Below are 14,064 nucleotides of genomic sequence, written 5' to 3' on the forward strand. Positions count from 1 at the left end.
AGCATGAGCCTCAATTATCTTGATTTTGAGCTTCCAATTGCAGAATTAGAAGCAAAAATTGAAGAATTACAAAATGTAAGCCGCGCTGGCGAATTAGACCTTGGATTAGAAGAGGAAGTCAGCAAACTTAAAGAAAAGAGCGCACAAATGAAGGAGAAAATTTTCTCTGAACTAGGCGCTTGGCAAGTATCACAGTTAGCACGTCATCCGTTGCGTCCTTATACTCGAGATTACATCGAGCGTATTTTTACGGAATTTGACGAATTTGCTGGTGATCGCACGTTTGCTAACGATCCTGCAATTTTAGGCGGCGTAGCCCGTTTAGATGGTGAGCCAGTAATGGTGATCGGTCAGCAAAAAGGCCGTGGTACTGCTGAAAAAATAAAACGTAATTTTGGCATGCCAAAACCTGAAGGTTACCGTAAAGCATTGCGCTTAATGGAAATGGCTGAGCGTTTTAAAATGCCAATCATGACCTTCATCGACACCCCGGGTGCCTACCCAGGTGTGGGCGCTGAAGAGCGTGGTCAGTCTGAAGCAATTGCACGTAACCTAAAAGTAATGGCTGCACTTAAAGTACCAACAATTTGTACTGTTATTGGTGAAGGTGGTTCAGGTGGTGCATTAGCCATTGGTGTGGGCGACAGAGTAAACATGTTGCAATACAGCACTTACTCGGTTATTTCACCAGAGGGTTGTGCGTCTATTTTATGGAAAAGTGCTGACAAAGCGCCATTGGCTGCAGAGGCAATGGGTGTAACAGCAGAGCGTGTTAAAGAGCTAGATTTAATTAATAATTTAGTTGAAGAGCCTTTAGGCGGCGCGCACCGTAATTATGATGCCATGGCACGTAACTTAAAAGTACGCCTTAAGCGCGATTTAGCAGACCTACAAGCGTTGTCGCTTGAAGAGATGCTTGATCAACGTTACAAGCGTTTAATGTCGTTTGGTTATTGTTAAAAATAGCTAAATGTAGCTAAATATAGAAAAAAGCCGCCTATGCGGCTTTTTTTGTTTTAAAATACCGTAACGTAGAGCCTTTATTGTTCGGGTTATTAGCAATTTACTCATTGGGTATATTAATGCACAAAACACCTATTTATCTGCAGGTAAAAAAAGCCCTTAATCACTACTTAGAAAATGGGCAATTCACATTTACAGTAGCCTTATCTGGTGGGGTAGACTCGGTGGTGCTGTTGCAGGTAATGCATGCGTTAAAAGAGCAGTGCCCACATTTAAATTTAAGTGCAATTTATGTCAATCATGGCTTAAGTGATAACGCCCATCACTGGCAGCAATTTTGCCAAGCACGCTGTGAGCAGCTTTCAATTGATTTTAAGGCGGCAAACGTCATTATTGAGCCGAAATCGCGCACCAGTATTGAAGCGCAGGCTCGCGAAGCGCGTTATCAAGCGCTTGATGAACACAGCCCAAGTGATAGTGTTATTTTGCTAGGCCAGCATTTAAACGACCAAGTAGAGACATTTTTACTTCGATTAAAGCGCGGTTCAGGCTTAAAAGGGCTCGGCGCTATGCAGCAAACACGCGTGCTTGAAAGTGGCCGTGAGTGCTATAGGCCATTACTTGCGGTAAAACGCAGCGACATAGAAGCGTTTGCTCAGCAATTTAATATTAGCCATATTACTGATGAATCAAACTCCAATGAACGCTTTGATCGTAATTTTTTGCGTCAACAAATAGTGCCTAAGTTGGCAGAGCGTTTTACTGGGTTTGAGCAGTGTACAGCCCGTAGTATTGAATTATTACAGCAGCAACAAGCACTGCTTGATGAATATACCCAGCAAGATCTCGCACAGTGTATTAACCAACATCAGTCGCTTAATATACAAAATATGGCTCATTACAGCGCTATTCGCATTGCGAATCTTCTGCGCGCATGGCTGGCTTTATTTACCCATACCATGCCTTCGCAAAAACAGTTAATGCAAATAATGAGTCAGGCTATTCATGCCAAAGCTGATGCGCAAATGGTTATTGAGCTCACCGATGGGCAAATACGCCGCCATCAAGGCTTTTTATATTTTGTGCAACCAAGGCCCCAAGCCGTTGATATTGAGCATGTAACAAGTCATGAATTAGTTTTGCATAACGGGCTAACACTGAGATGCCTGCAGGGAGAAGGTGTACGTGCACCTAAACCAGATGAACGCGTCAGCGTGCGTTTTAACTGCAATAGTGCGCGTATTAAACCATTAAACAAACCCGGCAGTAATACGCTTAAACATTGGTTAAAAGATGCAAAGGTTGCACCTTGGTTACGTGCTAATATTCCATTAATTTATTACAATGATGAGCTAGTTCAAGTGGTTGGTTATTTTATTAGTGATAATCACAAAGATAAGAATGGTGTTTTTTGGGAGTATAAATCATGAGTCAACAACCCCATGTTGGGCTTTCACTTGTTAATAAAGCGCCTATTGGCATGTTAATAACGTTTTTAATTAGTGTATTAGTCAATGTCTTTTTAACACTCAACCTTATTACCTTGGCTTACGCCGTGTTTGGGGGGATATTATGTGCTGCTATTTTACTTGCATACTGGTTGGGTAAAGGAGGAATATTTTTCATTATAGGGCTAAGCATGCCCTTGCTGCTAGTGCTTTTTACTCCGCTTGCCACATTAGCAGGATTACTTAACTTACTCAGTGGCTTCTTTTTTGGCTTTTTTGCCATGTTGCTAATTTACAAGTACTTTATATTAAATAAAAAAGTAGCATAAAAAAGCCCAGCGGGGGAGGCTGGGCTTTTCAAATATTATGCTCTTTTATTGCTTAGTAAGCTTTTGCGCAGTTTCGCCCTGATGCCTTTGCTTTATATAACCCCTTATCCGCGCGAGAAAATATCTCGTTTTGGCAATCACCGCTGTTAGTTAGGGTAAAACCAATGCTGGTTGTTACATTGTACTTAGACATAATCGGTGAGTTTCTTACTAAACGCATAATACGTTCAGCGATCACTTTATTGGTGGTAAAAGCGGGGTCTTCGACTAGTATTGAAAACTCATCGCCACCAAAACGAAATACCGAATCTGTGCCTCTAATACTACTAGATAAAACCGAAGCGAATTCTATTAAAACGTCATCGCCAATTTTATGACCATAGTTATCATTCACTTGTTTAAAGTTATCTAAATCAAGCAGCATCAAACTAAACGGATGGCCGTTACGTCTATGATTTTCAAGCTTTTGTTGTAACATGTCATTAAATTGACTTCGGTTGTTTAACCCCGTCAAAGAGTCTTTAGTTGCTAGCTTTAATACACGGTTGTACATTATGGCATTTCGCAGTGGATATATTAATACGCTGTGAAAATGCTGCAGCTTTTTTTCAATAGCCGCACTAAGCGGATATTTGGTGTAATAAGTGAGCGTGCCTAGATGCTCATTTTCAACTTTTAAGTCAAACGAATACGCTGGATTTTCAACATCACTATTGGGTGTTTTTACATCAATATGAGCTGTTTGAAAGTGCACCCCAGAAAAATTAAGCAGCTGTTTTGCAAAGCTTGCAAATGTGCCTAAAATATCTTCTAAAACTAAGCTCGTTTGTAGTTTAGCCGCCAGCTCATGCAGGGCTGTCGGTGCATTGCTATTATATTGCTCTGCTGAGAACGGCAAAAATTCGCCGCGGCCAGAGATGCGTTGTGTCAAAATATGAACGTTTTCCACTATTTATTCCCCCTATAGTATTACTTTTTATAACTAAGCAGGTTGTATGCCATATTTATATTCAGGCTGAAATTTATGCGGTTGCTATAGTTAAGTCACATTCCATTGATTGCTTATAAGGATTGCAAAATATTAATGCTCAGGTTTTTAGATTTTTAGTTGCTGCGGTTCTATTTGTATGGCTATTTAAGCGAATAGGGTTCCCCCCTGTGTTAGCTTATTTAGCGGTAGGCGTTTTAGCTGGTGGATATAGCGTTGGCTGGATGGCACAAAGCCATGAAATGGACTTTATTGCTGAGCTGGGTATTGTGTTTTTGTTATTTAGTTTAGGGCTGGAGTTTTCTGTATCGCGCTTAATGGCAATGCGCAATATTGTATTTGGTTTAGGGTCGTTACAAGTATTCGTTAGTAGCCTTTTACTAATTATTATGCTGTTTTTATTAAATTTTAATTTATTAACCAGCTTTACTCTAGGCATTATTATTATGCTTTCCTCTACAGCGGTAGTTGCTAAGTTATTGAAAGAAAATGGTGATTTAAATAAACGTAGAGGGCAGTTAGCAATCGGTGTTTTATTATTTCAAGATATTGCGGTCGTACCATTGCTCATTGTTTTACCACTATTCGCTACAAGTGATCCCAGTAATATTGGGTGGACATTATTTTTTGCCCTTACCAAAGGTGCGTTTGTATGTGTACTGCTGTGGGCTATAGGTAAGTGGATTTTACCTAAAATATTTAAAGAAGTTGCGCTAGTGCGAAGTGATGAACTGTTTGTGTTAACCACATTACTAGTGTCTTTGTTTGCAGGGTTACTTACGTATTCTTTTGGCTTATCGATGGCATTAGGGGCTTTTTTAGCAGGCATGATGCTAGGTGAGAGTCACTATCGCCATCAACTAGAGGCTGATATTCGCCCGTTTCGCGATATTCTAATGGGATTATTTTTTGTAACAGTGGGCATAGAGTTAGACATTGCTTTTGTTTTTAATCATGCGGGTATGGTTGTTGCAGCCTTAATAGCCATTTTAATTCTAAAAATTGCCGTTGTGGCTCTATCTGCTTTATGCATGGGGGAGCGAAAACAAGATGCTTTAGCGTGCGCTATTATGGTGTGGCAAATGGGCGAATTTGGTCTTGTGTTAATTGCACTTGCCGCACAACATAATTTATTAACCAGTGAGCAAGTGTCCTTTTTAATTGCCATGGCCGTAATATCTATGGCACTAACTCCCTATTTAATTGATAAAATCCCTTTTATTTTAAAGCGATTGGGGATGTTAGAACGCGCTAAATTTGCATTCGAAAATGAGTCACAAAGTAGTACGCTTTATCATAACCATGTGGTGATATGTGGCTTTTCTCGAGTGGGGCAAACTATTGCCCGCTTTTTATCTCCAGAGGCAATTGATTATGTGGCAATAGAGAGCGACCCTATTTTAGTAAAAGAGGGAAAAGCGGCAGGCGAGCCCTTAATATTTTGTCATGTTGAACAAAAAGATATTTTAAAGTGTGCTGGGTAGAGCGAGCACGGCTAGTGATTATTACTTTTACCGAATTTCAACAAACTCAACGAGTCATCAATGCCATCAAACAGGGTGTGCCTGAGGCGCTTGAAGCAAGCTTAATGTTGGTGTCGCACGTGTTGTCTATGTCTGGGGTGCCAATGAGTCGTATAATCCGCCGTGTTAGTAGTGAGCGACGAAACCGTTATAAACTATTGTACAGCTTTTTTTGCAGGCGAAAATATTGACAGCGATATTAACTTGCCAGAGCGTTTAGAGTATTTACATGTAATAGTCTTACCAAATAAAGCATTTGCAGTTAATAAAGCAATTAGCGAACTCAACCTAGCCAACAGAAAAGTGTTAATTAAGGCACTTCGCCGCGAGGGCGAAGAAATAGATATGGCACAAGGTGATACCATATTACACGCAAACGATATTTTAGTGCTGCAAGGCAAACCTAGGCGAGCAGAGTATGTTGAACACTACTTACTCGATGGCATTGAGTAAGAGTGGCTTCTTAGTCTAGCTCTAAAAATTTTCTTATCTCAGGCAGTTGAGCCATTGCGTCGTCATAACCAATTTGAATTAAATGTTGGGTGTAACGCTTTTCAAATAACAAATAGCTGGTCAAACTCGACTGAGAGCGCTTTTTTACCCCGATCATACGTAATAAAACTTTTATCGCCCAAGGCATATCATCGTAATACTGCGCGGCAATGGCATTGAAGTTTTGCGAAGGATTAATAATAAAGCTATCTATTTGTTTCAATTCTTGATGCTTATGCTTATTGGGCAATAAACCGAGTGTGCGGTTTATTCTGTCTAAGCGCTCTAGATCAGATTGCATGGTGTCGGTAAATACACTGTCGAGTAAATGCCCTGCCACTGCTGAAAGCCCCGGGAAATGTGCAGAGTATCCTGGAGGATGTGGCTCTTTGGGTTGATCAACCCCAATAATAAATATTTTATTTGCCCCTAAGTGAATAGAGGGACTCAAAGGTGAAAGCTGATGTATTGAGCCATCGCCAAAGTAATGGTTATAAATATTCACACTTGGAAACACCATAGGAATGGCACTTGAGGCCATTAGGTGTTCAACATTAATACGAGTAGCGCGCCCTTCGCGCTTTGCTCGTTGCCAAGAATGCTGCGTATTTGACTGAAAAAAAGCAACAGAATCGCCAGTAGTATAACTGGATGCAGTAATAGACAGTGCCTCTAAATAGTCACGGTGTAAATTACGCTCAATACGATGTAAATCCAGTATATCGTTTAACAATTTTCTAAGTGGTCGGTTATTTAACAAGCTTGCTGGTGGATGGTTAATATGTTCTGACTGGAAACTGGTTAAAATATTACGGGTAATATGACCAAACACACTTAAAAAGTCGCTTTTATATACCATCGAAGTTGAAAAGTTTTTCCAAACTGTTTCTAGTTTTCTTACCGCTAAATGCATACATGAGGCGTAACATGCTAAGGCCGCAGAATTAATTGCACCGGCAGAGGTGCCATTTATCACTCTAAAGGGCAGCGGGGCGGTTCTGGGCATACTTTGCGCTAACGCTTTCAAAACACCCACTTGATAAGCCGCTCGGGCACCACCACCTGTTAGTAATAGGGCAATTTTAGGTTTACTAGGATCGACTTGCTTAATTTTCATGTTAGGTATTTAAACTGTTCGCTGTCTTTACTTTATTTATTCACTGTAAGTCTTTAAGCTAGAAGAATCAAAGGATATGTTAGAGTCTATTTATCTTTCGAGGTTGAATTTTTAGTAGTGTGTTTGTTTTTTTAGGCAAGGCTGAGCCTATGTATTGTGGTTACTTCCCATAAATAGGCGATAGCGTAGCTTAAAAACTAAACATCCTCTGCCCAAGGGGTCTGAACAAATTTTAATCCTGAAAGGTCAACAGACCCTACTTATTAATGAATATTAGTGTAAGTTAGGAATTAAATCTGTTTAGAGTACTCTAGACAGTATCGCATTTTTATATTTATGGAGTTCGTATGTCAGATAAACCATCAGAATCAGATGTTCAAAAACGTCCACCGAATAACAACCTTATCTTCGCCGGGGTTATTTTATTAATCATTATCATTGCCGCCGCGTTTGTATTATTAAAACCAAGCGAAGCCCCAGAAACAGTTATGCAGGTTGAAGAACCCATAAAAGAGCAACCCGTTATGGAGCTAAAACCTGAAAATGATCCTGTAGTGGGAGCGCCATCGGTTGAGCCAGAGAGACCTGAGGTAGCAGTACCAGCAAAGCGCCAAGACGTTGAGCCAGAACCTGAGATTGTACCTTTACCAACGCTAAACGACAGTGATCCCGTGGTCATCGCCAAATTAGATGAGTACTTAGGTGATGCAGCAATGAGTCTAGTATTAAACGATGATGTGATTCGTCGTGGCGTGGTGTTTATCGATAACTTAGCAAAAGGTAAGGTAGCTAACAAACATACCCCAGTTGCAAAGTTAGAAGAAGGTTTTAGCGTAAACGAAGGCGATATTTTAACCATTGACCCTAATAGCTATGAACGCTACACCCCATATGTAAAAGTATTAACAAGTATGAGTGCCGCACAAGCCGTGCGTTTATACGAAGAATATAAACCGCTAATCAACAGTGCATACACTGAAATTGGCTATGGCGATGATGAGTTTACACAAACACTTGAAGATGCCATTGACTTGCTACTTGATACTCCAGAGCCAAAAGGCAGCTTACCTTTATTGCGTGACTCGGTTACTTATCAGTATGCATTTTCTGAGTGGGAGCAATTACCCGCTGCGCAAAAACAACTTTTACGCATGGGCCCAGAGAACATGAAAAAGATAAAAGCAGCGCTACGTAATATAAAAGCGCAGTTAGAGAGTAATTAATAACCGCTTTAATAACTAAATACCCTGCGATTGTATATGAAGTATGCAATCGCACTTTCTTTTTTGATTATCCCTTGAATAACAGAGTAAAAGTAGAGATAATCTTAATCGCGCCAACCAAGGCCCTCAATGGTAGTCTTATTGGTCCTCTCGCAACACTAGCAGGCGAACCTGGTCAGGCCCGGAAGGGAGCAGCCACAGTTTGTGACGTGTGTGCCGAGATGTGGCTGGTAAGACTGCCACCCAAATTCCTCATTTGGGTGTTTATATCCTTTCAAATATTAATTCATGTGTTTTCAGTAATTTTTACTTAAATTTTATAGCAGAATTACTCTTTTTCATTCAATTTGCTTATGAAGCAAAACTAACCGACAACGTTTTGTTTTTTATAAAATACTGAAAGTGTAAATGTCATAGAAGATCAATTTAATAATTATGGTTTTGCTACAAAGCAAACATTTCAAGGTACGGTTTCTTCTTTAAATATTCTTCAAAAATTGCATAACAGAATGGTGCCTACTAATTTAAAAACCAAAGTAAATAAGCTCGATTTCATAAATGCATTACGTGGCGTGAAAATAAAAATTAAAAATCATATGATGCCAGCCAGCGTAATGATGCGTAAAAATGCTAATTGGGATGGTAAATCATGAAGTTGTTCTCGTTAAAGCCTGTTACTAATTCTTACGACATGGTTGAGTGGGACATACTTTCATTCGCTGAAAAAATACAACCAATGTTGCCATCTAATCAAGATGCTTGCATGTTTCTACTTGATATCCATATGAATAATGACTCTTTATTAGAGTATTGGCCTGAAGGTTATGAGTTGTCTTTTTTACCTGGTTATCTAAAAGATAACTACGATATAAGTATCATGGATGGGTTTATCGCTCTTCGGATGAATGCTTATGAGGCTTTAAAAGATTTATTAGCGCCTCTAGGTGAGTTTATTGAAACAAAAGCTGATGGTGAACCTATTGTAATCTTTAACTTGCGTACATTTGGACAAGAAGATGAAGCAAAATGTGAACGCGAATATTTAGACGGTTATCCTTTAGATTGTATCAAGATTGCTTTCATAAATGATGATGTAAAAAATAAGCCTGTTTTTAAGAGTAAATTGACAGGTGGTTCTCGTTTGTATTGTACAGATAAGTTTAAATCTGCTGTAGAAGATAATGGATTAACGGGTGTTTATATTGACGAAGATCTGGATAATATTTTTTCTAATTAAGTTAATTTAGATAAAGAAAACATTATTTAGGCAGTGTTATATAAAACGAAAATCAAAACTACCTTTTAAAAACCACCTATTATATTTTAGTAATTTCAATACCCACATGGATGTGGATATTTTAATGCCTCCTAAATTCGGATAATAAGTGCAATTTCTCAGATTATATGGCCAGCTGTTATAATTCGGCCATTTTCTCGCCAAAGGAAATTGCTTTAATGAAATATAAACAGCTGACACAAGAAGAAAGATACCAGATTTACGCGTTAATAAAAGCAGGAAATAACCAAAAACAAATTGCTGATGAACTAACTCGTTCACCGTCATCTATTTCCAGAGAGTTAAAACGCAATAAAGGGCTTAAAGGCTATCGGCCTAACCAAGCCAATAATTTTGCAGAGCAAAGACGCAAATCATCTTTCAAAGCAAGTAAGTTAACAGATGAAGTTACTGAATGGATTAATAAATTGTTGCTTAACGGACTTTCTCCAGAGCAGGTGGCAGGTCGCTTAGCTTTAGAGAAAAAGGTCGTTTTACATCATGAAACGATTTATCAATATATTTACAGGGACAAGGCGCGTGGTGGTGAACTACATAAGACACTCACTCGTGCATGTAAAAAGTATAAAAAACGCTATGGAAGCTACGATAAACGTGGGCAGATAGTTAATCGAGTCAGTATTGATGAACGCCCAAGTATTGTGGATGCAAAGTCTAGGATTGGTGATTGGGAGGGTGACACAGTGATAGGCAAAGGGCGTAAAAATGCCTTTGTCACAATGGTTGAACGTAAAACGTTATATACAATCGTTCACAGAATTGAAAGCAAACATGCGCAAATAACAGCCGATGCGCTGATAAAGTGTATGACACCATATAAAGATAAGGTTATTACCGTGACTTTAGATAATGGAAAAGAGTTTGCTTACCATGAGCATATTGCACAAAAATTAGAAGCGGATGTGTATTTCGCTCACCCATATTCATCATGGGAAAGGGGCATAAATGAGAATACCAACGGCTTACTCAGGCGCTTCTTCCCCAAGGGAACTGACTTTTGTAATGGTCTAATGAAATTGGAGAGGTTTATAGCGTAAAATAAGCTAAACCGAAAAGGTATCAACATGACCAGAAAATCAAAAGTTACACTCAGTGCACAGCAAAAACTTGAATATGCCAAATTAATGGTAGAAGAAGGCTATACCAATAAGCAAATTGAAGAAATCTCTGGCGCAGGAAAGTCAGCAGTATCACGTTGGAAGCAACAATATTTATCTGAGCTAGATGGTAAAAGCCCGGAGAATGTTCAAGCACTCACACCTGAGCAGCAACGTATCCAGTCGCTAGAGAAGCAGCTACAGCGGGCTTTAAGGGATAATGAAATATTAAAAAAAGCCACCGCTTTCTTCATTCGCGACAATCAAAACTTATAGTAATAAAAGAATTGAAGAAAGCAAACGTAGATTACACTATCACTGAATTGTGTCGTATTTTAGAGGTCAGTATGAGTAGTTATTACTATGAGCCTGTCAAACCTGATGAGCAAGAGCAGGTGCTTTTAGATGTAATTGAATCGATAGTTGAGGACTCTGGTAATACGTATGGCAGGCGTAGAATGCACGCTGAACTGAATGCGCGTGACCACACAATAGGGGTATATAAAACGGCCGCACTGATGAAGAAGCTGAATATACAAGCCATTGTGCCGAAGAAAAACATTATTACCCCAATTCAGGTGATGAGCATCACTATGCACAAAACCTTTTAAAACGACAATTCAACCCCGATACACATAACACACATTGGGTCGGTGATATTACTTACATAAGGAACCAGCAAGGATGGAGTTATTTGGCTTGCGTATTAGATTTATCAACGAAGGAAATAGTAGGTTATGCTTTATCAAAAAGCCCTAATGCTGAACTGGCTAAGACAGCATTAAATAATGCAATTAAGCGCCAACAGCCGGTTCTTAGTCAACTGATGTTTCATTCAGATCAAGGCTGTCAGTATTCAGCGGCCTCGTTTAGAGAGCGGTTATCACAACTGACTATAACGCAAAGTATGAGTCGCCGAGGTAATTGTTGGGATAATGCTGTTATGGAACGTTTTTTAGAAGTTTAAAAACAGAGCGTTTAAATGGTCTTTCATTTATAAATCATAATTCAGTGATAAGTGAAGTAGATAATTACATTCAGTTTTATAATTACAAACGTAGGCATTCAGCGCTTGATTATATGACACCGCATCAGAAATATAATGAATTAAAAAATGCCGCTTAGAATCTCTCCTAAATTAGTTGACCATTACAATTTACGGAGCGATTAGGAAGCACTTAGGTGAGATGTTTCATGAATTAGCTAAAAGAAAAGGGGTAATAATCGAAGAAGGGCACTTAATGAAAGATCACGTTCATATGTGTTTGAGTATACCTCCAAAATTTGCAGTTTTTAATGTTGTCGGTTATTTGAAAGGAAAAAGCGCAATTTCGAGAGCAAAAAACTTCCGAGGGCGACAACGAAATTTCAATGGGGAAAACTTTTGGGCTCGAGGTTATTTTGTATCGACAGTTGGTTTAGATGAAAATATGGTTATAGATTATATTCGAAACCAAGAAAAGAATGATGAACACCGAGATCAATTAAAGTTTCAAGTGTAGTACGCCTTGGGCGTTTTCTTTAGCCCTTTGAGGGCGTAATCAAATAAGCCTCCGGCTTTGCCGGAGGTCAGTTAACTGTTATAAAAATTGATTAAGCTTGTTGTTTTATTTTTTAAGTCAGTATTTCGAAGAAACGAATCTTCAGGCCTTTTTAGTTAGTAGCTATTTTAAGAGAACCCCTGATTAGGTGCTTAACTCAATTATAAGTTTAAGTTATTATGTAAAGTTATAAAACTACAGATCTCAGAATATTATATTTTGGTAAAAGGAAATAAGGATTGTTATGGAAAGCCACTTTGATGATGCATTATCTGAAGGTGAACACTATAAGGCTCAAGGTTCGTCTAACTCATTTGCTAAAAAAGTAGTGCCAGAGACAAATAAAAAGTTGGAAGGGGTGCTTTATTGGAGCAACGAATCTAACCGGAGTGAAAAACGTTTAAAAGATTCATTAAAGCGCTTATTTTTTAAGTATCCAGCATTAAAAGAAAAATATCAAAAGCAAAGTGAAGGTTTAGAAGAGCAACTAGATAAGTTCTTAAATGATTTTTTTATAGAAAATATCCCGCTGCCGTACTTTGTAGCAAACTTATCGATTAAAGATGCCGCCAATGAACGCATTAACCTCGCAATTCGTATACCTAATCATGGCGAGTTTTTAGGGTACCTGCCGCCTACCAGTACTATTTGTATTCGAGGGTTTTGGGGTGTTAACCAAAGAAATCCAGTGTTTATCCCGGAAGATATTTTTACGAGTTTTAATGATGAGAATGCGACCAATTATGAGGTGGAAACGCTTACATCTGCTAGCTCTATTCGCCCTGAACATCGCTGCACTAATAATATATTAACGAGGTGTAATGGTCTAATGAAATTGGAGAGGTTTATAGCGTAAAATAAGCTAAACCGAAAAGGTATCAACATGACCAGAAAATCAAAAGTTACACTCAGTGCACAGCAAAAACTTGAATATGCCAAATTAATGGTAGAAGAAGGCTATACCAATAAGCAAATTGAAGAAATCTCTGGCGCAGGAAAGTCAGCAGTATCACGTTGGAAGCAACAATATTTATCTGAGCTAGATGGTAAAAGCCCGGAGAATGTTCAAGCACTCACACCTGAGCAGCAACGTATCCAGTCGCTAGAGAAGCAGCTACAGCGGGCTTTAAGGGATAATGAAATATTAAAAAAAGCCACCGCTTTCTTCATTCGCGACAATCAAAACTTAAAGTAATAAAAGAATTGAAGAAAGCAAACGTAGATTACACTATCACTGAATTGTGTCGTATTTTAGAGGTCAGTATGAGTAGTTATTACTATGAGCCTGTCAAACCTGATGAGCAAGAGCAGGTGCTTTTAGATGTAATTGAATCGATAGTTGAGGACTCTGGTAATACGTATGGCAGGCGTAGAATGCACGCTGAACTGAATGCGCGTGACCACACAATAGGGGTATATAAAACGGCCGCACTGATGAAGAAGCTGAATATACAAGCCATTGTGCCGAAGAAAAAACATTATTACCCCAATTCAGGTGATGAGCATCACTATGCACAAAACCTTTTAAAACGACAATTCAACCCCGATACACATAACACACATTGGGTCGGTGATATTACTTACATAAGGAACCAGCAAGGATGGAGTTATTTGGCTTGCGTATTAGATTTATCAACGAAGGAAATAGTAGGTTATGCTTTATCAAAAAGCCCTAATGCTGAACTGGCTAAAACAGCATTAAATAATGCAATTAAGCGCCAACAGCCGGTTCTTAGTCAACTGATGTTTCATTCAGATCAAGGCTGTCAGTATTCAGCGGCCTCGTTTAGAGAGCGGTTATCACAACTGACTATAACGCAAAGTATGAGTCGCCGAGGTAATTGTTGGGATAATGCTGTTATGGAACGTTTTTTTAGAAGTTTAAAAACAGAGCGTTTAAATGGTCTTTCATTTATAAATCATAATTCAGTGATAAGTGAAGTAGATAATTACATTCAGTTTTATAATTACAAACGTAGGCATTCAGCGCTTGATTATATGACACCGCATCAGAAATATAATGAATTAAAAAATGCCGCTTAGAAT

The 14,064-nt window shown here is 38.8% G+C and carries 10 protein-coding genes, 1 other RNA gene and 3 pseudogenes; 12 read left to right on the plus strand and 2 right to left on the minus strand.

Features of this window, described 5'->3' with window-relative positions:
- Window positions 1–3: 3 nt before the first annotated feature.
- The 3 genes from accA to KG708_RS01045 all read left to right on the plus strand — a co-directional run bounded on the left by accA (window position 4) and on the right by KG708_RS01045 (window position 2,740).
- Window positions 4–960: an acetyl-CoA carboxylase carboxyl transferase subunit alpha gene (gene accA, locus KG708_RS01035; protein WP_008467493.1), complete on the plus strand. Its 957-nt coding sequence runs from the start codon at window positions 4–6 to the stop codon at window positions 958–960.
- Window positions 961–1,082: 122 nt separating this feature from the next.
- Window positions 1,083–2,393, plus strand: a complete 1,311-nt coding sequence (gene tilS, locus KG708_RS01040) for a tRNA lysidine(34) synthetase TilS (protein ID WP_213607726.1) — start codon at window positions 1,083–1,085, stop codon at window positions 2,391–2,393.
- A complete protein-coding gene (locus tag KG708_RS01045) occupies window positions 2,390–2,740 on the plus strand; it encodes a hypothetical protein (RefSeq protein ID WP_213607727.1) in 351 nt (116 codons plus the stop codon). Before tilS ends, KG708_RS01045 begins: the two co-directional genes overlap by 4 nt.
- A gap of 52 nt (window positions 2,741–2,792) precedes the next feature.
- On the opposite strand, the gene KG708_RS01050 is transcribed toward KG708_RS01045, so the two are convergent.
- Window positions 2,793–3,689 (minus strand): diguanylate cyclase, encoded by an 897-nt coding sequence (locus KG708_RS01050; RefSeq protein ID WP_213607728.1) that lies wholly within the window; start codon window positions 3,687–3,689, stop codon window positions 2,793–2,795.
- Window positions 3,690–3,811: 122 nt separating this feature from the next.
- On the opposite strand from KG708_RS01050, the pseudogene KG708_RS01055 reads away from it, so the two are divergent.
- Window positions 3,812–5,704 (plus strand): annotated as a pseudogene (locus KG708_RS01055) (cation:proton antiporter).
- A gap of 10 nt (window positions 5,705–5,714) precedes the next feature.
- Here the strand turns inward: KG708_RS01055 and KG708_RS01060 are convergent.
- Complete coding sequence (locus KG708_RS01060) at window positions 5,715–6,860, minus strand: patatin-like phospholipase family protein (RefSeq protein WP_213607729.1); 1,146 nt, start codon at window positions 6,858–6,860, stop codon at window positions 5,715–5,717.
- A 347-nt stretch (window positions 6,861–7,207) separates the two neighbouring features.
- On the opposite strand from KG708_RS01060, the gene KG708_RS01065 reads away from it, so the two are divergent.
- From KG708_RS01065 to KG708_RS01100, 8 genes and pseudogenes are all read left to right on the plus strand, one after another.
- Window positions 7,208–8,083, plus strand: coding sequence for a DUF3014 domain-containing protein (locus tag KG708_RS01065; protein WP_213607730.1), 876 nt, complete (start codon window positions 7,208–7,210; stop codon window positions 8,081–8,083).
- Between the two features lie 139 nt (window positions 8,084–8,222).
- Window positions 8,223–8,319: signal recognition particle sRNA small type (gene ffs, locus KG708_RS01070), an RNA gene on the plus strand.
- Between the two features lie 413 nt (window positions 8,320–8,732).
- On the plus strand, window positions 8,733–9,320 hold the full coding sequence (locus KG708_RS01075) for a hypothetical protein (protein ID WP_138585164.1): 588 nt from the start codon (window positions 8,733–8,735) through the stop codon (window positions 9,318–9,320).
- Between the two features lie 218 nt (window positions 9,321–9,538).
- Window positions 9,539–10,417: an IS30 family transposase gene (locus KG708_RS01080; protein ID WP_213607731.1), complete on the plus strand. Its 879-nt coding sequence runs from the start codon at window positions 9,539–9,541 to the stop codon at window positions 10,415–10,417.
- A 27-nt stretch (window positions 10,418–10,444) separates the two neighbouring features.
- Window positions 10,445–11,602 (plus strand): annotated as a pseudogene (locus KG708_RS01085) (IS3 family transposase).
- Window positions 11,603–11,634: 32 nt separating this feature from the next.
- Window positions 11,635–11,979 (plus strand): annotated as a pseudogene (gene tnpA / locus KG708_RS01090) (IS200/IS605 family transposase); the annotation flags it as partial.
- A 283-nt stretch (window positions 11,980–12,262) separates the two neighbouring features.
- Window positions 12,263–12,874 carry a hypothetical protein gene (locus KG708_RS01095; protein WP_213607732.1) on the plus strand — a complete coding sequence of 204 codons (612 nt, stop codon included), beginning with the start codon at window positions 12,263–12,265 and terminating at the stop codon, window positions 12,872–12,874.
- A gap of 27 nt (window positions 12,875–12,901) precedes the next feature.
- Window positions 12,902–14,061, plus strand: a protein-coding gene (locus KG708_RS01100) for an IS3 family transposase (RefSeq protein ID WP_213607733.1) whose coding sequence is annotated in 2 segments (ribosomal slippage) — window positions 12,902–13,175 and window positions 13,175–14,061 — 1,161 coding nt in all. Because the reading frame shifts where the segments join, the coding sequence is not laid out codon by codon here.
- The last annotated feature ends 3 nt before the right edge of the window (window positions 14,062–14,064 follow it).

The organism is Pseudoalteromonas sp. (assembly GCF_018402495.1).
In the GTDB taxonomy this organism is placed as follows: domain Bacteria; phylum Pseudomonadota; class Gammaproteobacteria; order Enterobacterales; family Alteromonadaceae; genus Pseudoalteromonas.